This window comes from Peterkaempfera bronchialis (assembly GCF_003258605.2).
GTDB classification, from domain to species: Bacteria; Actinomycetota; Actinomycetes; order Streptomycetales; family Streptomycetaceae; genus Peterkaempfera; species Peterkaempfera bronchialis.
Genome location: NZ_CP031264.1, coordinates 6,736,768 through 6,756,750, shown reverse-complemented (window position 1 = coordinate 6,756,750; position 19,983 = coordinate 6,736,768). Strand labels below are relative to the sequence as shown.

The 19,983-nt window shown below is 73.7% G+C and carries 20 protein-coding genes; 11 read left to right on the top strand and 9 right to left on the bottom strand.

Annotation, left to right across the window (positions count from 1 at the left end):
• Positions 1 to 51 precede the first annotated feature (51 nt).
• Positions 52 to 1,188: a SchA/CurD-like domain-containing protein gene (locus tag C7M71_RS28840; protein WP_111490860.1), complete on the bottom strand. Its 1,137-nt coding sequence runs from the start codon at positions 1,186 to 1,188 to the stop codon at positions 52 to 54.
• A gap of 231 nt (positions 1,189 to 1,419) precedes the next feature.
• Here C7M71_RS28840 and C7M71_RS28835 point away from each other — a divergent pair, with 231 nt between their 5' ends.
• The gene (locus C7M71_RS28835) at positions 1,420 to 3,048 is read left to right on the top strand and encodes an FAD-dependent oxidoreductase (RefSeq protein WP_111490861.1); all 1,629 of its coding nucleotides are present in this window, start codon (positions 1,420 to 1,422) and stop codon (positions 3,046 to 3,048) included.
• 423 nt (positions 3,049 to 3,471) lie between these two features.
• Here the strand turns inward: C7M71_RS28835 and C7M71_RS28830 are convergent, their stop codons facing one another.
• Entirely contained in the window at positions 3,472 to 4,758 is a 1,287-nt protein-coding gene (locus tag C7M71_RS28830; protein ID WP_229758987.1) for a PP2C family protein-serine/threonine phosphatase, read from the bottom strand.
• Positions 4,759 to 4,993: 235 nt separating this feature from the next.
• Here C7M71_RS28830 and C7M71_RS28825 point away from each other — a divergent pair, with 235 nt between their 5' ends.
• Positions 4,994 to 5,803, top strand: a complete 810-nt coding sequence (locus tag C7M71_RS28825) for an SAM-dependent methyltransferase (protein WP_407675955.1) — start codon at positions 4,994 to 4,996, stop codon at positions 5,801 to 5,803.
• Between the two features lies 1 nt (position 5,804).
• On the opposite strand, the gene C7M71_RS28820 is transcribed toward C7M71_RS28825, so the two are convergent.
• Positions 5,805 to 6,215: an SRPBCC family protein gene (locus tag C7M71_RS28820; protein ID WP_111490863.1), complete on the bottom strand. Its 411-nt coding sequence runs from the start codon at positions 6,213 to 6,215 to the stop codon at positions 5,805 to 5,807.
• 155 nt (positions 6,216 to 6,370) lie between these two features.
• Between C7M71_RS28820 and C7M71_RS28815 the strand changes: the two genes are divergently transcribed.
• The 8 genes from C7M71_RS28815 (at position 6,371) to C7M71_RS28785 (ending at position 14,690) form a co-directional block, all read left to right on the top strand.
• Positions 6,371 to 6,610: a DUF6296 family protein gene (locus C7M71_RS28815; protein ID WP_111490864.1), complete on the top strand. Its 240-nt coding sequence runs from the start codon at positions 6,371 to 6,373 to the stop codon at positions 6,608 to 6,610.
• A gap of 270 nt (positions 6,611 to 6,880) precedes the next feature.
• Entirely contained in the window at positions 6,881 to 7,048 is a 168-nt protein-coding gene (locus C7M71_RS30875; RefSeq protein ID WP_162824440.1) for a transcription initiation factor IIB family protein, read from the top strand.
• 214 nt (positions 7,049 to 7,262) lie between these two features.
• A complete protein-coding gene (locus tag C7M71_RS28810) occupies positions 7,263 to 7,733 on the top strand; it encodes an SPW repeat protein (protein WP_111490865.1) in 471 nt (156 codons plus the stop codon).
• Between the two features lie 51 nt (positions 7,734 to 7,784).
• Positions 7,785 to 8,306 carry a metallophosphoesterase family protein gene (locus C7M71_RS28805; RefSeq protein WP_407675954.1) on the top strand — a complete coding sequence of 174 codons (522 nt, stop codon included), beginning with the start codon at positions 7,785 to 7,787 and terminating at the stop codon, positions 8,304 to 8,306.
• A 331-nt stretch (positions 8,307 to 8,637) separates the two neighbouring features.
• Complete coding sequence (locus tag C7M71_RS28800; RefSeq protein ID WP_114914627.1) at positions 8,638 to 9,891, top strand: MFS transporter; 1,254 nt, start codon at positions 8,638 to 8,640, stop codon at positions 9,889 to 9,891.
• A 251-nt stretch (positions 9,892 to 10,142) separates the two neighbouring features.
• The gene (locus C7M71_RS28795) at positions 10,143 to 10,949 is read left to right on the top strand and encodes an exodeoxyribonuclease III (RefSeq protein ID WP_111492204.1); all 807 of its coding nucleotides are present in this window, start codon (positions 10,143 to 10,145) and stop codon (positions 10,947 to 10,949) included.
• A gap of 203 nt (positions 10,950 to 11,152) precedes the next feature.
• Positions 11,153 to 12,373, top strand: a complete 1,221-nt coding sequence (locus C7M71_RS28790; protein WP_111492203.1) for an aromatic acid exporter family protein — start codon at positions 11,153 to 11,155, stop codon at positions 12,371 to 12,373.
• Positions 12,374 to 12,413: 40 nt separating this feature from the next.
• The gene (locus C7M71_RS28785; protein WP_111492202.1) at positions 12,414 to 14,690 is read left to right on the top strand and encodes an RICIN domain-containing protein; all 2,277 of its coding nucleotides are present in this window, start codon (positions 12,414 to 12,416) and stop codon (positions 14,688 to 14,690) included.
• Positions 14,691 to 14,786: 96 nt separating this feature from the next.
• Here C7M71_RS28785 and C7M71_RS28780 read toward each other — a convergent pair whose 3' ends face one another.
• The 6 genes from C7M71_RS28780 to C7M71_RS28755 all read right to left on the bottom strand — a co-directional run bounded on the left by C7M71_RS28780 (position 14,787) and on the right by C7M71_RS28755 (position 19,417).
• A complete protein-coding gene (locus C7M71_RS28780) occupies positions 14,787 to 15,695 on the bottom strand; it encodes a universal stress protein (protein ID WP_229758985.1) in 909 nt (302 codons plus the stop codon).
• 26 nt (positions 15,696 to 15,721) lie between these two features.
• Positions 15,722 to 16,600, bottom strand: a complete 879-nt coding sequence (locus tag C7M71_RS28775; protein WP_111492201.1) for a universal stress protein — start codon at positions 16,598 to 16,600, stop codon at positions 15,722 to 15,724.
• Positions 16,601 to 16,712: 112 nt separating this feature from the next.
• Positions 16,713 to 17,234 (bottom strand): GNAT family N-acetyltransferase, encoded by a 522-nt coding sequence (locus tag C7M71_RS28770; RefSeq protein ID WP_175607759.1) that lies wholly within the window; start codon positions 17,232 to 17,234, stop codon positions 16,713 to 16,715.
• A 46-nt stretch (positions 17,235 to 17,280) separates the two neighbouring features.
• A complete protein-coding gene (locus C7M71_RS28765; RefSeq protein WP_111492200.1) occupies positions 17,281 to 17,706 on the bottom strand; it encodes an ankyrin repeat domain-containing protein in 426 nt (141 codons plus the stop codon).
• Between the two features lie 151 nt (positions 17,707 to 17,857).
• Positions 17,858 to 18,337, bottom strand: coding sequence for a MarR family winged helix-turn-helix transcriptional regulator (locus C7M71_RS28760; RefSeq protein WP_111492199.1), 480 nt, complete (start codon positions 18,335 to 18,337; stop codon positions 17,858 to 17,860).
• Positions 18,338 to 18,346: 9 nt separating this feature from the next.
• On the bottom strand, positions 18,347 to 19,417 hold the full coding sequence (locus C7M71_RS28755; RefSeq protein ID WP_111492198.1) for an alkene reductase: 1,071 nt from the start codon (positions 19,415 to 19,417) through the stop codon (positions 18,347 to 18,349).
• Positions 19,418 to 19,469: 52 nt separating this feature from the next.
• Between C7M71_RS28755 and C7M71_RS32340 the strand changes: the two genes are divergently transcribed.
• Positions 19,470 to 19,928 (top strand): inositol monophosphatase family protein, encoded by a 459-nt coding sequence (locus C7M71_RS32340; protein WP_229758984.1) that lies wholly within the window; start codon positions 19,470 to 19,472, stop codon positions 19,926 to 19,928.
• The last annotated feature ends 55 nt before the right edge of the window (positions 19,929 to 19,983 follow it).

The following is a 19,983-nucleotide window of genomic DNA, read 5'->3' as shown; positions in this document are numbered from 1 at the left end:
CAGGTGGCGGTCGGTCAGGTGGCGGTCGTACGGGGTGCGTCGGCTGCGCGGTCAGGACTCCTGGGCCGAGCTGCGGTCGGTGACCAGCGCCAGGTCGTAGTCGGCGAGGAAGCGCTTCAGGCCGTCCGCCGTGGAGAGCAGCAGGTCCTCGCCGGGCTCCAGCAGGTGGGTGAGTTCCGCTGCGGCCGGGCCCCGGCCGACACCGGCGGCGACGGCCGGATCCTCGGGGAGGTCCGCGCGCAGGTCGACCATCCGCACCAGCACGTCGTCGCGCTGGAAGACGGTGGAGCGGACCAGCGGGTTCGCCGGGTCCTGCACGGCCTGGTCGTCATGCCCGGCCAGCAGCTTGGCGGCGACCTGGGCGCAGCCCCGGCGCACCGGGTAGAGCAGCGCGCGGCGGCGCAGCTCGCCGTGGGCGGCGGCGGGCGCCTCGGCGTGGTGGGCGGCGGGCAGCGCGGCGCGGGCGAAGAAGGAGCGGACGGAGGCCGGGTCGGCGAAGTCGCGGGGCTCCTCCAGGTAGGGGTTGACGGCCTCTTCGACGGCGCGTACCTCGGGCTGCTGGGCGACATGGCGGAGCGCGGCGGCGAGGTCGCCCTCCACCTCCACCGCCCGCACCACGCGGTTGCCGTGCATGAAGAGCGAGGTGCGGAGCAGCCGGGTGTTCTCGTCGACCCGGGCGCGCGGCGAGCGGTAGCCGGCCAGGATCTCGGCGACGTCCTGCTCGCTGCCGGGCTTGACGGTGAAGGTGAGGGCATGGCGCACCAGTCCGCCGGGCTGCGGTCCCGCAGCGGCGGGACGGCCCTGGGCGGCGGCGGCCCTGGACCGGCCGGCGGGCTGCTCGGGGGTCTCCCGGGCGATGGCGAAGCGCAGCGAGCGGGTGTCGCGGACACAGCCGTGCAGCGGCTTGACCAGTTCGCGGTGCTCGGCGCTGTCCACCCAGGAGAGGAAGCGGGAGGCGCTGTCCCACTCGCTGGTGATGAGCCACTTGGTGGGCTCCTCGATGGACTGGCAGAGCTGGTCGCTGATGTGGCCGGGGATGTCGGCCACCTGGTGGCGGATCTGCTCGTAGGCGTCGAGGAAGCGCTGCTGCTGGCCATCGTTGACATCGCAGAGCAGGACCACCCGCAGGCGGGTGGTGTCACGGTCGGCGGACGGCGGGGACTCCTGGGTTTCGGACAGGGCGGTCATGATGCACGTTCCCTTCGAGGAAGCCGGTAGGGGGCCGGGTCGTCGCCCGGCCCGGATTCGATGGTCACCCCGTGTCCTGGTTGCGGCGACGCCCGGCGGCCATATGGGCGAACACCGTGACCGACCGTCGGGAAACGGGCATGGAGAAGCAAGGCGTCGCCGACGGCGGCGATGCGTCCCGGGTCCGGATGCGGTGTCCCGGACGCCCCCCGCACGCTCCCTGGAGTGATGATGAATCCGAAGATCGACGACCGGGTGCCGGTCCTGATCGTGGGCGGTTCCCTGGTGGGGCTGTCCACCTCCCTCTTCCTGGGCCGGCTCGGGGTGCGGCACCTGGTGGTGGAGCGGCACTCGGGCACCTCGGTGCATCCGCGCGGGCGGGGCAACAATGTGCGCACCATGGAGCTGTTCCGTACGGCGGGCGCCGAGCCGCTGATCCGGGAGGCCGCGTCGGTGCTGGCCGAGAACCACGGCATCCTCCAGGTCGGGACGCTCACCGGCGGCCCGCAGGAGTGGCTCTTCAAGGAGATCGACCCGGGTGGCGCGCTGGCCCGGTTCTCCCCCAGCGGCTGGTGCCTGTGCAGCCAGAACGACCTGGAGCCGGTGCTGCTGCGATGCGCCCGCGACCTGGGCGGCGACGTCCGGTTCGGTACCGAGCTGCTCTCCTTCGAGCAGGACGCCGACGGGGTGACGGCGGTGGTCCAGGACCGGCGCAGCGGGGAGCTGCGTACGGTGCGCGCCGACTACCTGGTGGCCGCCGACGGGCCGCGCAGCCCGGTACGGGAGCGGCTGGGCATCGGGCAGGAGGGGCCGGGCGACCTCTTCCACAATGTCTCGGTCACCTTCCGGGCCAAGCGGATGGCGGACGCGGTCGGCGACCGGCGGTTCATCGTCTGCTACCTGACGGACCCGGAGGGCGAGGGGGCGCTGCTGCCGGTGGACAACGAGGCGGACTGGGTCTTCCACATGCCGTGGCATCCGGACCGTGGCGAGACCCTGGACGACTTCACCGACGAGCGCTGCATCCGCCACATCAGGGCGGCGGCGGGCATCCCGGACATGGAGGTGGAGATCACCGGCCGGGCGCCCTGGCACGCCGCCGAGCGGGTCGCCGAGCGGTACGGCTGGGGGCGGGTCTTCCTGGCCGGGGACTCGGCGCACGAGATGTCGCCGACCGGGGCCTTCGGCTCCAACACGGGGATCCAGGACGCGCACAACCTGGCGTGGAAGCTGGCCGCCGTGCTGGGCGGCTGGGCGGGGCCGGGGCTGCTGGACAGCTATGAGGCGGAGCGGCGTCCGGTGGCGGTGGCCACCAGTGCGCGGGCGTCGGCGCGGTCGGCGGAGCACCAGCACCCCGGGTACGACGTGACGCCGGGCACCGGGCGGCGGGGCAATGTGCTGGGGGTGGTGCTGGGCTACCGGTACCCCTCGGGCGCGCTGGTGGGTGCCGACCCGGCGGAGCCGGTGCTGCCCGAGCGGTTCCGGCAGAGCGGTGAGCCGGGCACCCGGGCGCCGCACCAGTGGTGCTTCCGGTACGGGACGCGGCTCTCCACGCTCGACCTGTACGAGCGGTCCATGGTGCTGCTGAGCGGGCCGACCGGGCAGGCGTGGCACGAGGCGGGGGCTCGGGCGGCCTCGGCGGCGGGGGTGCCGCTGGACCGCTACCTGGTGGGCGGCGGCCCCGACCACGATCTGGCGCCGGAGCCGGGCGCGGACTGGGCGGAACTGCACGGCACGGCGGCGGACGGGGCGGTACTGGTGCGGCCCGACGGCTTTGTGGCCTGGCGTTCGCCTTCGGCTGCGGCCGATCCGGAGCGGGTGCTGGGCGAGGCGCTGCGTTCGGTACTCGGCCTGGACTGACCCGCCCACACCACCCGGACCGCCGCCCAGGGCCAGCGCGGCCAGAGCGGCGGTCCGTCACGCCCCGACCCGACCGGCCCCGGGCCGGCCGAACCACCGGTCGGGGCAGGCAGGGCCAACTCGGCGGTCCCGCCCACCGGTTCACGCACACGGCCTTGCAGGGGACGGCGCTCCGCCATACACCGACACGCCAGACCCGAGCCGACCCACCCCGGCCCGGGCGGGCAGTCGGGCAGTCGGGCAGTCGGGGGGCAGGGCCAATTCGGCGGTCCCGCCCACCGGTTCACGCACACGGTCTGGCAACCCGACCAGCCCGGCCACCCCTCCAAGCCGCCGACCCGAGCGGCCGGGCGCGGCCGGGCGCATTCGGTCGGCCCCATCGCCTCTGAAGTCCGTCGGCTTGTCCGGCCCGGGGCGCGGTGGTCAGGTGGGCGGGGAGAGTTCGGCCAGGAGGAGGGTGCGGTCGTCGGCGGGGGCGCGGTCGGCGGTGAGGCGCAGCAGGGTGTCGCAGATCGCCTGCGGGGTGCCACGGGCCGCGTTGAGGTGGTGGGCCAGGCGGAGGATGCCGATGTCGATGTCCTCGTGGCGGCTCTCCACCAGGCCGTCGGTGTAGAGCAGCAGCAGCGTCGGTTCCCGTATCGGGAGCACGGTGGGCTCGGCCGCCCAGGAGCCCAGCCCGAGCGGCAGTCCGGCGCTGAGCGAGACGACGGAGGTGCGACCGCCGCCCACCCGGACCAAGGGCGGCGGGTGTCCGGCGCCGATGAGGGTGCAGAGGCCGGCGGCGGGGTCCCACTCCGCGTACAGGCAGGTGGCGAAGGAGGCGCCGGGGGTGTCGGCGGCCAGCGCGTCCAGGTGGCGCAGCAGTTCCTGCGGGGCGGTGTCCAGGGCCGCCAGGGTACGGACTGCGGTGCGGAGCTGGATCATGGCGACGGCGGCCTCGGGCCCGTGGCCCATGGCGTCGCCGACGATCAGTCCGACCCGGCCGGAGGGGCGGATCATGACGTCGAACCAGTCGCCGCCGACGACGCCGGCCGAGCCGGCCGGCTGGTAGGCGTGGGCGACCCGGCAGCCGGGCGCCGAGGTGGCCGCTGCGGGGAGCAGGCTGTTGCGGATGGCGAGGGCGGTGCGCCGCTCGCGCTCGTACAGGCGGGCGTTGTCGAGCGATATGGCGGCGCGGGCGGCCAGGGTCTCGGCGGCGGCGATGTCCACCCGGTCGAAGGAGCGGGCGCCGGGGCCTCGGGTGCAGACCAGGAACCCCACCGCCGTGCCGCGCAGCAGCAGCGGGACGACCAGGAAGGAGGCGGTTCGCAGCAGCCCGTCGATCCGGGTGTCGCCACGGCCGGACCGGGTGAGCCGGTCGGCGGTGTGCGGGTCCACGCCGCCGAGGAGTTGGGGGCGTCCGTCGGCCAGCGCGCGGGCGTACGGGGTGTCCCGGGGGAAGACCACCACTTCGTCTATCGGGAAGATGCCACCCCAGTCCTCGGAGGCGTCGGCGCCGACCCGGACGGCGAGGCGGCGGGCCTCGATGGCGGGGGCGTCGGGGGTCGGAGGGGCGGCGTCCTCGGCGAGCCAGCGTTCCAGCAGGTAGACCGAGGCCGCGTCGCAGAACTCGGGGGCCACCGCGCCGACCAGGTGGCCGCCGGTGAGGTGGAGGTCGAGTACGGAACCGAGCACGGCCGCCGCCGTGGGTGCCAGGCGGTGGTGGGGCACGCGGGCAGGGGGGACCAGAGGAGGCGGTTCGCTCGGGGTCGCGGTGCGGTGCTGCTCCGAGGGGCCGGGCGGTTCGGCGAGCAGAGCGGTGCCTTTCGACAGGCCGTACTGCGGCGGGTATATGGGCGGCACGGAGCCCCCGCGCTGTCGCGGACTCCCGGCTCCGTCCCCCCGCACCGATCGGTCTGGAATCCTATGATAGACCGTCAATCCACTGGTGACGATGGGAGATACGGTGACCAAGCAGGAGCTGCTGCCGGAGGGTGTGGACCCCGGCAAGGCCAGCGTGGCGCGGATCTATGACGCGATGCTGGGCGGGGAGCACAACTTCGCCATCGACCGGGAGGCGCTGGCCGCGTTCACCGCCATCGACCCTCAGGTGCGGTCGCTGGCCCGGGCCAACCGGGCGTTCCTGGGGCGGGCGGTGCGGTTCCTGGTGGACGCCGGGGTGCGCCAGTTCCTGGACCTCGGGTCGGGCATACCCACCCAGGGCAATGTGCATGAGGTGGCCCAGGCCGCCGCGCCGGACGCCCGGGTGGTGTACGTGGACAACGACCCGGTGGCGGTGGCGCACAGCGCCTCCCTGCTGGCGGACAACCCCGGGGCGGCCATCGTCAACGGGGACATCCGGCGGCCGGCCGACATCCTGGCCTCCCCCAAGGTGCGCGAGGTGATCGACTTCGAGCAGCCGGTGGCGGTGCTGATGATCACCATCCTGCACTTCATCACCGAGGAGGAGCGGCCCGGCGACCTGGTGGCGGCGTACCGCGACGCGCTCCCGGCGGGCAGTTGGCTGGCGCTCACCCACGCCACCGACGAGGACCGGCCGGACACCGCCGCCGCCGTCGGCAAGCTCTACCGCTCCAAGGCCACCTCTCCGGTCACCGCCCGGTCGCGCGACGGGATAGCGCGCCTCTTCGACGGTTTCGACCTGGTGGAGCCGGGTCTGGTGCATGTGCCGCTGTGGCGCCCGGACGCGGAGGACGAACTCCCCGACAACCCCCGCGAGTTCTGGGTCTACGCGGGCGTGGGGCGCAAGCAGTGAGCTACGCCGGGTGCCGCGTCCGCAGCCGGACCTGATCCGCCAGCCGGTCCAGGCTCTGCCGGAGCTCGGTCTCGACCTGCCAGGCGGGCGGGGCCGTGGCGGGGTCGGAGAACGCCAGGTGCACGGTCACCTCGCTGGTGCCGGACGCACCTCCGGTGACCTGCAACCACCCCGCGTAGCGCCCGCTGTCGCGGGTGCCCCACTCCAGCCGCAGCCGGTCGCGCTCGACCCGCAGCAGCGCCCGTTCCCGTTCCGCATCCGGCCCGTGGCTCACGGTCACCGCCGGTGGCCGCTGCGCCTCGATATGCAGTTCGCGCGGCAGCCACCGCTCCATGGTCCGCGGGTCGGACGCCTCGTCGAAGACCTGCCCGGGTGGTGCGGCCATGGCCCGGGACGCCTTGTACTCGCTCACGGTCTCGGTCCTTTCCTCCCTGGTCACCAGGGGTTCGGCTACCCCGCGCGGGCGGGGCGACACCCCCGGAGGAGAGCTCGGCTCCAGTCGCATCATGGGGGTATGAGAACTTCGTCCGCATCCTGCGCCGAGGGCCCCCAGAAGGAGGAGACACCGTGACCACCGAGCGATACGAGTTGATCTTCCAGCAGGCGGGGCCGGGCGAGGACCCGTCCGGGGACGACATCGTCGTGGTCCACCGGACCAGCGCCACCGGACCGGGCGGCCACCCGGTCTACTGCGACGACACGGGCATCGTGCGCGCCGAGATCAGCGACAGCGGCGAGGTACGGATGCTGGCGTCCGGCGGCCAGCAGGCGCTGCGCCGCCCCACCGCGACCCACGTACTGGGCTGAGCGGCTGGGCTGAGCGGCTGGGCTGAGCGGCCCCGCAGCCGGGCCCCGGAGCAGCCGCTCCGCAGGCCGGGCAGCCCACAAGACATCAAGGACATCAGGGATATCGGCACCCCCGCCCGAACCGCGGCGGCGTTCCAACCGTCTACTGGTGCAGATCGTAGTTCGGCCTCACCAGCCCGTCGGCCGCTCCCGGCGGGCCGGTGGGGCCACCTGCTCCGCCCCACCGAAGGAGGAGGTGCCGCCCGGGCCCGGGCGGCACCGTGTACCCCGATGACCTGTCCCAACTGCGGTTCGATGATGCGCCAGGGTCCGGCCGGCGGCTGGGCGTGCGGCAACTGCGGCACCGTGCGCCTCTGCCCGCCCACGGTGCCGGCCGCCGTCCCGACCTCGGACGGTGGCGCCGGGGCCGCCGCCGCCTGCGGCCCGGCCCGCCGATGACCGCCGCACGGCCGTCGGGCGAGGCGGCACCGCATCGCGCGGGCCATGGGTCGGCAATGGTCGCCAATCAGCGGCCGAACCGATACCAAAGCCATATACACCGGCAAAGCGGGCGGGAATATGCTGGATAAAGACGGGGGCGCCGCCTCCCGGGGCGCCCGCACGACCCTGTGTCTTCCTTCAGGAGGTGGTCGTGGTGTCCACACCGTCGAGCATGGAGCGTCACCCCGACATCATGGAGATGCGCGCCCGGTACGAACGGGCGACGACCACGCCGCGAGCGCAGGCGATCCAGGCGCTGGGCCTGATCACGGGTCTGTACCTCGCGCTGTCGGCCTGGATCGCCGGGTTCAGCGGCCTCACCGGGCTCGCGATCTGCAACCTGGTCACCGGCATCGCCTTCGCGCTGCTGATGGCCGGTTTCGGATCGGCCTATGAGCGCACTCACGGCATGGCGTGGGCCGCCGCGCTGATCGGCCTCTGGACGATCATCGCCCCCTGGGTGATGGCCGGACATGTCAACACCACCCGATCGATCATCAGCAATGTGATCGTCGGAGCGGTGGCACTGCTGCTCGGTCTGGCCGCAGCCGCGATGGCGGGTAGGGAGCGGCGGACCGGCGCCCGGTCCGGCCGCCTCGGCTCGATGCGGCACCGCACCGCAGAGCCCGGCACCCGGGTCTGACACCCCCGCCGTGCCCCGGCCGCAGCGTTGCGGCCGGGGCACGATGGCGCCATGGCCCTGAGCGTGCTGATCATCTCCGACACCCATCTGCCCCGCCGCGCCCGGGACCTCCCGCAGGAGGTGTGGCGCCGGGCAGCCGAGGCGGACGTGGTGGTGCACGCGGGCGACTGGGTGAGCGCGGAGCTGCTGGACCGGCTGCTGGAGCGCAGCCGGCGGCTGGTCGCGGTGTACGGCAACAACGACGGCCCTGAGCTGCGCGCCCGGCTGCCCGAGGTGGCCCTGGCCGACCTGGGCGGCCTGCGTACGGCGGTGGTGCACGACAGCGGACCGGCCAAGGGGCGGGAGGAGCGGTGCGCGGCCCGCTTCCCCGGCACCGACCTGCTGGTCTTCGGGCACAGCCACATCCCGTGGGACAGCACCGCCGAGGGCGGACTGCGGCTGCTCAACCCCGGCTCCCCCACCGACCGGCGGCGGCAGCCGTTCTGCACCTACCTCACGGCGGAGGTACGCGGCGGGCGGCTGGCCGAGGTGGTGCTGCACCGGCTGCCGCAGCGCGGCGGCAGCGGGGTGTGACCAAGCCCACCACGGGTGATCGACATCGCGGTGACCAGGGAGGTCGGCGGCCGGGGCGGCGAGGGTGCGGAGGATCACGCCCCGAGCGGGCGGGGCCGCTTGTCAGAATGTCCGGGTTGCCGTGGATTCGTCCGCGGATCTCGTTTGCCCGTCCGGCGCTCCGCGCCGCCCCGCACCGCAGAGGGAACCCGCGCCTGTGCCCTCCCCCGCCGTCTCCTCCGACCAGCGCTCCCCCCGTCCCGACCGATCGCCCCGTCCCGACCGCTCCCCCCGCCCCGACCGATCGCCCCGTCCCGACCGATCGCCCTGGCGCTGTCTGCGCCACCCCTCGATGCGCTGGTGGTCGCTGGCCAACCTGGTCTCCAACGCCGGTACCTGGATGCAGCTCACCGCGCAGAACCTGCTGGTCCTCCAGCTCACCGGCTCCGCCGCGCTGACCGGTGTCTGCCTGGCCGTACAGGCCGCCCCCGGCCTGCTGCTCGGTCCGGCGGGCGGCGCCGTGGTCGACGCCTGGCCGCGCCGCCGCACGGCAGCCGTCAGCCAGGCCCTGCTGGCCGCCGTGGCGCTGGCCACGGCGGCGCTGCTGGCCCTCGGGATGCTCGGCGTCCCGGTGCTGCTGGTGCTGGCCGCGCTCACCGGGTTCATCGCCACCGTGGACGGACCGGCCTGCGCCCTGCTCGGCAATGACCTGGTGCCGCGCCGCGACCTGCCGTCGGCGATAGCGCTGGGCTCGGTGGTGCACAGCGCGGGCAGGCTGGCCGGGGTGGCGCTGGCCGGGGTGGCCACCGCCGCCCTGGGCGCGGCGGCCGCGTACGCCGCCAATGGGCTCTCCTTCCTCTTTGTCGCGGCGGTGATCCCCTTCCTGCGGCTGCTGCCCGCCGAGCCGACCGGGGTCGCCGAGCCGACGCCGACGCCGGTTCCGATGGCGGCGGGGAAGGGCCGGGCGGCGCGGCGCGGCGCCACCCGGGAGGGTCTGGCCTTCTTCGCCGGACGGCCCCGGCTGGTCGCGCTCGCCGTCATCTCCGCAGTGAGCGCCGTCCTCGGCCGCAACTACGCGCTGACCCTCGCCGCCCTGGTCACCGGCCCGCTGCACGGCGGCGCCGGGGCGTATGGCGCCATCTCCACCGTGCTCGCCGTGGGCGGCATCGCGGGTGCGGTGCTGGCCGGTCGGCTCCAGCGGCCCTCGGTGCGGCTGATCGCCGCCCTGGCCGCCGCAGGCGCCGTACTCCAGGCCGTGGCGGCGTTCTCGCCCACGCTGCTGCTGCTGGCGGTGCTGGTCGTGCCGATGGCCGTGGTGGAGACGGTCAGCGACACCGCCGCCACCACCGTGCTCCAGACCGATCCGCCGGCCGCCATGCGCGGCCGGGTCCTGGGCACCTGGCGCAGCATCAGCACCGCCTGGGGGCTGGCCGGGCCTCCACTGCTGGGCCTGCTGCTCCAGGCGGCCGGTCCGCGCGGCGCACTGGCCCTGGGCGGCCTGGTCATCACCGCCGTGATCGGCGCCGGGGCGCTCGCCCACCGGCGGCGCACCGGTCGGCCGCTGCTGGCGCCCGGCCCGACCGCAGAGGTCGCCATGGCAGCCTGAGGCGGCGCACCCCCTCGCCGGGGGTCCTGCCGGGCAGCCGACCGCGCTCGGCCCGGCTCACCGAGCCCGCCCCTGGAGCTGAACCCCGCCGCCCGGCTCCGCCACCGCCGGCCGCCGCAGCGCACCCGGTGACCGGGGACGCCGCGTCCCGAACTGTCAGGTACCCCTTTCGCCCGCCTGGGTCCGGACGGCCGAGACGCCCGGCGGGGCTCGGTGTTCGGGGCGCGTGTCGGGGGTGGTTTGATACTGCGGTGCTCAGAGTCGTCACCACGGTCAATGTCAATGGTCTGCGGGCCGCCGCCAAGAAGGGCTTCAGCGCGTGGCTGGCCGCCACCGAGGCCGATGTGGTCTGCCTCCAGGAGGTACGCGCCGAGCCCGAGCAGCTGCCCGCCGAGATCCGCGAGCCGGAGGGGTGGCACGCCGTCTGGGCCCCGGCCGCCGCCAAGGGCCGCGCGGGGGTGGCGCTGCTGTCCCGGCAGCGGCCGGAGCGGCAGCGGATCGGCTTCGGGTCGGCCGAGTTCGACACCTCGGGGCGCTACGCCGAGATCGACCTGCCCGGACTCACCGTGGTCAGCCTCTACCTGCCCTCGGGCGAGGTCGGCACCGAGCGGCAGGAGGAGAAGGAACGCTTTATGAAGGAGTTCCTGGTCCATCTGCTGGATCTGCGGACGCAGGCAGCGGTGACCGGCCGCGAGGTGCTGGTCTGCGGCGACTGGAACATCGCGCACCGCGAGGCCGACCTGAAGAACTGGCGGGCCAACCAGAAGTTGTCCGGCTTCCTGCCCGAGGAGCGGGCCTGGCTCACCCGGGTCTTCGACGAGGCCGGGTATGTGGATGTCGTCCGGCGCCTCCACCCGGACACCCCCGGCCCGTACTCCTGGTGGTCCTACCGGGGCAAGGCGTTCGACAACGACTCCGGCTGGCGGATCGACTACCAGATCGCCACCCCGGGCCTCGCCGAGCAGGCGGTCGGCGCCCGGGTCGAACGCGCAGCCAGCTACGACGCCCGCTGGTCGGACCACGCCCCCGTCACCGTGACCTACGCCGCCCAAGCCTGACACCGCCTCGAATACCCGAGTCGCGGCAGGCCCCTGGTCGAACCCCCGGTGAGGCGCCGGGTGGACGGTGATCCGGCCGGTGGCGCGGCGCCGGGGAGGGGTCAATCCGCAGCCGCCTGCCGGGCTGGGCGTGTAGCGGCGGTCCGCAGGGGCAGAAGCACCGCCGACGCCGACAACCCGGAACCCACGGAGACAGGTGCGAGGTGCCCGCAGTCCCCGAGTCCGTGATCCATGTCGCGCGGCGGCACAACGAACCGGTGGTCGTCCAGACCCTCCGTTCCACGGTCGCCGCCGTCCTGGCCTATGTGGCGGCGCTGCACCTGACCACCGACCGGGCGCCGCTGCTGGCGCCGCTGACCGCCCTGCTGGTCGTCCAGGTCACCCTGTACGCGACCCTCACCAACGGGCTGCGCCGGATGGTCGCCGTGATCGCCGGGGTGCTGATCGCGGCCGGCTTCAGCGAACTGGTGGGCCTGAGCTGGTGGAGCCTGGGGCTGCTGATCCTGGCGTCGCTGGTGCTGGGCCATCTGCTGCGGGTGGACGAGTACGTCCCCGAGGTGGCGATCAGCGGCATGCTGGTGCTGGGCGTCACCCATGTGACCGAGACCGCGCGGGGGCGGGTCGGCGAGACCGTGATCGGCGCCGTGGTGGGCATGCTGCTCAACCTGTTCCTGGCACCGCCCGTCTTCGTCCAGCCCGCCGGCGAGGCCATCGAGGCGCTGGCCGGGCGGATGCGGGACCTGCTGCTGGACATCGGCGGCCGGACCCACCGGATGACGCGGCCGGAGACGGTCGGCTGGCTGCACGAGGCCCGGCGGCTCGACCAGGACATCGTGCGGGTGGATGTGGAGCTCTCCCGGGCCGAGGAGAGCCTGCGGCTCAATCCCCGGGTCCGGCAGGGCGAGCTGGCGCGGCTGGTGCTGCGCAGCGGGCTGGACACGCTGGAGATCTGCGCGGTGGTGCTGCGCACGCTGTGCCGGTCGCTGGCCGATCTGGCGGTCGATCGGGAGGGGCGGCAGGACCGCGTCTACCCAGACGAGGTGGCCGCCCCCCTCTGCGACCTGCTGGAACAGCTGGCGACGGCGGTGGACGGCTTCGGGCGGCTGATCACGGCCCAGGTCTCGGCCAGCGCCGAGCAGGCGGAGGAGGAGCTGGCGCAGGCGCTGCTGGACGGCCGGGCCGCCCGGGAGCGGATCTCGCGGCTGCTGGTGGCGGAGATGGAGCGGCGCCCGGACCGATGGCAGTTGCAGGGGGCGCTGCTGGCCAATATCGACCGGCTGCTGGACGAGTTGGATGTGGAGCGGCGGTCCCAGATGCTGGCCGAGGCGCTTGACCGCCATCACCGGGAGCGCCGGGAGCGGCAGGCTTCACGGGCGCTGCTCGACCGGGTGCGGGGCGGGCGGCGGCGGCAGCACCCAGGATAGTTTACGTCTTAGTCTTAGGTGTATTGACAACTTATTTGTCATGGCCATAGCTTCCCCTTCGGTGGGCGCAGAGTCGCGTGACCGCCGATTGAGGAGGAACCCTGTGACCCTGGTACGCAAACCCCTGCGGGGACGACGTCGGCGTGCGGTGCCGCTGCTGCTCGCCCCCGCCCTGGTGGCCGCGACCTGCGCGGCCTTCACGGTCGCGGCGGCCCCCACCGCCTCCGCCGCCGCGCTGCCCACCGGCTGGACCAGCGTGGTCAACAAGAACAGCGGGCGCTGCGTGGACGCCCGCGCCGCCGCCACCGCCAACGGCACCGCCGTGCAGCAGTACGGCTGCAATGGCTCCGCCGCCCAGCAGTGGCAGCTCCAGGCGACCGACGGCGGCTACTACCGGATCAACAACCAGGGCGACGCCAGCAAGGCGTGGGACGTCACCGATGTCTCCAAGGCGGACGGCGCCAAGATCCAGCTCTGGACCTACACCGGAGGCACCAACCAGCAGTGGCAGCCGGTGGCGGAGGCCGACGGCGCGTACCACTTCGTCAACCGGGGCAGCGGCAAGTGCCTGGACGTGGCGAGCGCCTCGACCGCCGACAGCGTGCAGCTCCAGCAGTGGACCTGCAACGGCACCGCCGCCCAGTCCTTCACCCTGGGCTCCGGCCCGGCCGTGCCGCCGGGAACGCCCGACTTCGGGCCCAATGTGTCGGTCTTCGACCCGTCGATGTCCGCCGCCACCGTGCAGAGCAGGCTCAACCAGGTCTTCAACCAGCAGGAGAGCAACCAGTTCGGCGCCCAGCGCTACGCACTGCTCTTCAAGCCCGGCAGCTACAGCGTCGACGCCAATGTCGGCTTCTACACGCAGGTGGCCGGCCTCGGCCTCTCCCCCGACGATGTGACGATCAACGGCGCGGTGCACGCCGAGGCCGACTGGTTCCAGGGCAACGCCACCCAGAACTTCTGGCGGTCGGCGGAGAACCTGTCGGTCACCCCCGCCTCCGGCACCGACCGCTGGGCGGTCTCCCAGGCGGCGCCGTACCGCCGGATGCACGTCCGGGGCAACCTCCAGCTGGACGACGGCGGCTGGTCCAGCGGCGGGTTCATCGCCGACTCCAAGATCGACGGTCAGGTGCGGTCCGGGTCGCAGCAGCAGTGGCTGTCGCGCAACACCCAGTGGGGCAGTTGGACCGGCTCCAACTGGAACATGGTCTTCGTGGGCGACGTCAACGCCCCCGCCAACACCTTCCCCAACCCGCCCTACACCACGGTCGCGCAGACCCCCTTGGTCCGCGAGAAGCCCTTCCTCTACGTGGACGCGGCCGGGGCCTGGAAGGTCTTCGTCCCCGCCCTGCGCAGCAACACCCAGGGCGCCGGCTGGACCGGCGGCAACCAGCAGGGTGCGTCGCTGCCGATCGACCAGTTCTTCATCGTCAAGCCCGGCGCGGTCGCGGCGGACATCAACAATGCGCTCGCCCAGGGCAAGAACCTGCTCTTCACCCCCGGCGTGTACCACCTCAACGACACGCTGAGGATCAACCGCGCCGACACGGTGGTGCTCGGCCTGGGCCTGGCCACGCTGGTCCCGGACAACGGCATCACCGCGGTCTCCGTCGCCGACGTGGACGGCGTGAAGATCGCCGGACTGCTGATCGACGCGGGCACGGTCAACTCGCCGGTCCTGATGCAGGTCGGGCCTGCGGGCTCCACCGCGAGCCACGCCGCCGACCCCACCTCGCTGCATGACGTCTTCTTCCGGATCGGCGGCGCCGGAGTCGGCAAGGCCACCCAGTCCCTGGTGGTCAACAGCTCCAATGTGATCGGCGACCACATGTGGATCTGGCGTGCCGACCACGGCAGCGGCGTCGGCTGGACCACCAACACCGCCGACACCGGACTGACCGTCAACGGCAATGACGTCACCATGTACGGCCTCTTCGTGGAGCACTACCAGAAGCACCAGGTGATCTGGAACGGCAACGGCGGGCGGACGTACTTCTACCAGAACGAGATGCCGTACGACCCGCCGAACCAGGCCGCCTGGATGAACGGCACCACCAAGGGATACGCCGCCTACAAGGTGGCCGACTCGGTGACCAGCCATGAGGCATGGGGGCTCGGCAGCTACTGCTACTTCAGCAGCAACCCGGCCGTGGTCGCGGAGCACGCCTTCGAGGTGCCCAACCGGTCCGGTGTCCGCTTCCATGACATGGTCACCGTCTCGCTCGGCGGGACCGGCACCATCAGCCATGTCATCAACAGCACCGGCGGCCCGTCCAACTCGGGCAGCAATGTCGCCAACCTGGTGAGCTACCCCTGATCCGGGCTCCTCGGTGACACCGAAGCCCCGGCCGGTCCCCCACCGGCCGGGGCTTCGGCCGTCGGCGACCCGCTCGGGGCTCGGCGGTGCTGGGGCTCAGCGCGCGGGGACCACGGCCACCGGGCAGTGCGCATGGTGGAGCACCGCATGGTCGACCGGGCCGAGGTGCAGCGACGTCGGACGGCGGCGCCGGTGCGAGCCGACCACCAGCAGGTCGGCGTCGACCGCAGCCGCCAGCAGCGCCGCATGCGCCGCCCGGTCGGGTACCGGGTGCAGCGCGACCCGCACCTCCGGATGGGCCGCCACCGCGTCGGCGACCGCCTCCTCCAGCACCCGCCGCGCCTCGGCCGCCGCATCGCCGCGGTGCGCCCGGTGCACCGCGCCGAGCAGGCGGTCCAGTTCGCTGTGCCGGGCGTGGACCACTTCCAGCCTGGCCTGCCAGTCGGCCGCCTCCGCAAAGGCGAAGGCGGCGGCGGGACCGTCCGCCTCGCCGTGCCCGCCGATGCCCAGCACGATCCGCCGATGCCGCCGCTCGGCCGCGTCACCGCCGCGTACCACCACCACCGGGCAGACCGCCCGGGCCGCCACCTGGAGGCCGATCGAGCCCAGCAGCATCCCGGCGAAGCCGCCGTGGCCCCGGGAGCCGACCACCACCAGGCAGGCGCGGTGGGCCTCCGCCACCAGCGCGGTCGCGGCGTCGGCCGCCACCGGCTCGCTGCCGACCTCCACACCGGGACGCCGCGCGACGGCACGGCGGACGGCCTCGCCGACCAGCTCGGCGGCGGCTGTGCGGGCCTGCGCCAGCTCGGGATTGTCGGTGGCGTCGGTCTCATAGCGGTCCCATGGCGAGGCGTGCACCACCCGCAGCGGGCGCCCCCGGGCGGCCGCCTCGTCCACCGCCCAGTCCACGGCGTGCAGAGCGGCCATGGAGCCGTCCACCCCGACCACCACGGGCGTCGCCACGCCGGAGCCCACGGCGTGGGCGCTCGCGGGCCCGTCGCTCACAGGCCCATTGCTCAGGGGCCCGTCGCTCATGGGACCGGGACCACGGCGACCGGGCAGTGCGCATGGTGCAGTACGGCATGGACCACGCGGCCCGGATGCAGCCCCAGGTGTCCGGCCCTGCCCCGCCGGGAGGCGCCGACCACCAGCAGGGCGGCATGGGCCGAGGCCTCCACCAGGGCGGCGGCGGGGGTGCCGCTCACCACGTCGGTCACCACCTGGCTCTGCGGAAAGCCCGAGCGGGCGGCCTCCATCGTGCGGGACAGCAGCCGGGCGTGCTCGCGCTCCTCCTCGTCCAGACTGTCGACCAGCGGCACCAGCTGGCCCGCGTCGGACACCGCCGACCAGGCGTGCAGGGCCCGGACCGGCGCCGCCCGATGGGCCGCCAGGTCGAAGGCGAACCTGACCACGGGGATGTCCTCCTCACCGCCCACGCCGACCAGCACACTCAGCCCCTGGGCGGGCGCCGGAGGGGCGTGCACCACGACCACCGGGCACCTGGCGTGGGCGGCCACCCGCAGGCTCACCGAGCCCAGCAGCAGCGCGGCGAACCCGCCCCGCCCACGGGAGCCCACCACGACCAGGGTGTGCGGCCCGGCCGCGTCCAGCAGCGCCGCCGCAGGGTCGGCCGCCACCACCGTGTCGGCCGTCTCCAGACCGGGATGGGCCGCCACGGCCTGCGCCACCGCCACGGCCAGCAGGTCGCGGCCGGCCTGGAGGATCAGCTCGGTGGCACCGGCCGAGGCCCGCTTGGAGAGGGTGCCGGTCCCGGTGGAGACCGCGTGCACCAGCCGCAGCGGGCAGCCCCGGCGTTCCGCCTCGGCCGCCGCCCACTCCACGGCGGCGCCGCACTCCGGCAGCGCGTCGACGCCGACCACGACCTCGCGCACCTGAGCGCTGCTGTCCATTGCGGGCTCCTCGCCGACGGCGTCCGCCGGTCGGCGCCTCGGCCTTCAGGATGACCCGGGAGACGGCACCATGGCCGCCGGACCCACCCGCAGGGGTGACGGACAGCGGCGGTCAGACCACGCCGGGGGCGCGGTCCGCCGAGCGCTGCACCGGGACGGCGGGGGTCAGGGCCTTGCCGAGGCAGATGCTCTCCGGTGTGTCGCGGTAGACGCCGAACTTGACCACCGCCGCATACCCCTCGGATGTGTAGAGGGCGACCGCCTCCGGCTGCTCGGTACCGGTCTCCAGCACCATCCGGGAGCGTCCGGCCTCGACGGCTGTCGCTTCGAGGTGGCGCAGCAGGGTGCGGGAGAGGCCCCGGCCACGGGCGGCGGGGGTGACGTACATCCGCTTGAGTTCGGCGTCGCCGGCCGCCAGCCCCGGTCCGTCCGCCTCCCTGGCCCGCCAGCCGCCGCAGGCCACCGGCTCGCCCCCGAGGTACCCCACGGCGAAGAGGCCGCGAGGTGGCTCGAACTGGCGCGGGTCGACCGGGGTGACGTCCATGCCGCCGTACCGGATCACATACTCCTGCTGGACCTCGGCGATCAGCCGGACCGCGTCCGGGTGCGCGTACCCCACCACCTGTATCTCCACGGCGGACCAGGATACCCGCTGGTCAGGAGCGCTCCCCGGGTGGCCCTCAGGGTCGGTCGCCGGGCCGGTCGAGCAGCTTCAGCAGCTCGTCCTTGCCGAACATCCGGGCGGCGTCCAGTGCCGAGGGCTGCCCGGCGCGGGGGTCGGCGCCGCCCTCCACCAGGGCCCGCACCACGTCGTCCTCGCCCTTGAAGACCGCGCCGGCGAGCGGGGTCTGGCCCCGGTCGTTGGCCCGGTCGGGGTCGGCGCCGCGCTCCAGCAGGGCGCGGACGGCGTCGGGGTGGCCGTGGTAGGCGGCGAGCATCACCAGGGTGTCGCCCCGGTCATTGGAGAGGTTGGCGGGGACGCCGGCGTCCAGGTAGGCGGCGAGCGTCGCGGCGTCGCCGGTCCGTGCCGCCGTGAAGATCCGCCCGGCGAGTTCGACGACCTCGGGGTCGGGGGTCGGCTCGGACGGGGTGGACGGCTCGGTCATGGCAATCCTTCCGGAAGGCGGGTCTTGGTGTGCACCGTATCCGGCGCATCACCGGGGTACACCGCGAACCCGCCATGGGCGGTCTCGGGCAGGCCCGGCCGGCGCGTACTGCCGGGCCGGGCCTGTCCGTCGGTGACGCCTCGGCCGGGGGTCACTCCGGCCGGCCCCCTGTGCGGTCGCGGTCGGCGATCGACCCCTCGATCCTCCGGGCCACGGCGATGAAGGACTCGATCTCACCCTCGTCCAGGCCCTGGACGGAGATCCGCTCCAGCGCGGACCACATGGCCTCCAGCGGCTCGCGCATCTCCCGGCCCCTGTCGGTGAGCCTGACGTTCAGGACCCGCCGGTCGTGCTCGGCCGGTTCCCGGGTGAGCAGCCCGGCCTGCTGCATGCGGCGCAGGGACTTGGAGACGGTCGAGTGGTCCAGGCCGACGCTCTCCAGAAGCTCGGACTGGGTCTGCCCGTCCCTGTCGAGCAGCTGCATCAGCAGCAGCTCCTGCCCGGGGTGCAGGCCCAGGTCTCTCAGCTTCCCGGCCGCGTAGGCGCGGTGGGCCCGGGCGAGCAGGAAGACCGCATAGCTGAGGCGTCCGCCGCGTGCCGTGCTCGGATACCGAACAGGGGGGGTGGTCATCCGCCCTCCTCAGCCGATGGTCGCGGGGAGCTTCGGGTAGTCGGTGTAGCCCGCCTCGCCGCCCCCGTAGAAGGTGCTCGGGTCCGGGGTGTTGAGAGGCGCACCGGAGCGCACCCGCTCGACCAGGTCGGGGTTGGCCAGCGCCATCGCGCCGACGGTGATGACATCCGCCAAACCGGCCTCGATGTCCGCGACCCGGGCGTCGAGGTCGGCGCCGCCGCGGTTCAGGACCACTGCGGTCGGCCAGGCGTCGCGGAGGCTGCGCAGCAGCTGCTCGTCGCCGCCGTGGGCGATGTGCAGATAGGCGAGGCCCAGCGGTGCCAGCGCGCCTACCAGCGCCGGGTAGAGCTCGGCCGTGTCGGCCTCGACGATGTCGTTGAACGGGTTGCCGGGCGAGATCCGGAACCCGGTGCGGCCCGCACCGATCTCGTCCGCCACCGCTGTGGCCACCTCCACCGCGAAGCGGATCCGGTTCTCGACGGAGCCGCCGTAGCGGTCGGTGCGGAGGTTGGCGTTGCTGGACAGGAACTGGTGCACCAGGTAGCCGTTGGCCCCGTGGATCTCCACGCCGTCGGCACCGGCCTCGATCGCCGCGGCGGCGGCGCGGCGGTAGTCGTCCACCGTGGCGGCGACTTCCTGGGTCGACAGCTCCCTCGGCACCGGCATCTCCTGCGGGCCCGACGCGGTGAACATCGCGCCCGCCGGCCTGACCTCGGACGGCGCCACCGGGCGGCGACCGTGCAGGGTGTTGTCGGGGTGGGAGATCCGTCCCGTATGCATCAGCTGGATCACCATCCGGCCGCCGGCCTCGTGGACCGCGTCCGCCACCTTGCGCCAGCCGGCGATGTGCTGCTCGCTGTGGATGCCCGGGGTCAGCAGATAGCCCTGCCCGTCGGCGGAGGGCTGGGTGCCCTCGGTGATGATCAGCGCCATGGATGCGCGCTGGGCGTAGTACTCGGCGTTCAGCTCGGTCGGCACGCCCTCGGGTGTGGACCGGTCCCGTGTCATCGGGGCCATCGCCAGGCGGTGCTCCAGGGGGATGTCCCCCAGGGTCACGGGGTTCCACAGCGCTGCGGTCATCGAAGCCTCCAGGAGGTTGCGTGGCTAGCCACGTAAAACTAGCACTCATTAGGTGGCCGGCCAAGCAAATAGCGGCCCGGACAGTGCCGCAGCGGGCGGTCAGAGCTTCACGGCCATCCTGCGGCGGGCCTCCGGCGCGCTTGACGGTGCGTCCGACCAGGGTGACCTCCACCCGGGCCCGCATGGGGTGCTGCCAGACGACGCCAAGGCCGTGCGCCGCACCGGCGCCTCCCTGTCGGCCGTACTGCCGCACGTCATGGCGGTACGGAACCTCGGGCCGGTGTCACTGCAACTGGCCCACTTGGCGGCGGGCCGGGTGGACGCCTTCTGGCAGTACGGGCCCGACCAGTACAACTGGCTCGCGGGAGCGCTGCTCGCCCGGGAGGCGGGCGCGGAGGTCACCGACGCCGCAGGTCAGGGCTTCGACCGTTCGTCAGGCAGCATCGCAATGGCGGCGCCGGGCCCGCACCGGGAGCCGCTGGGCGCGCTTGCCACCGTGCACCGACGGTGACAGAACCACCCATTTGCCAACTTTCGTCATCTATTACTTTTTGTCACCATGGGGG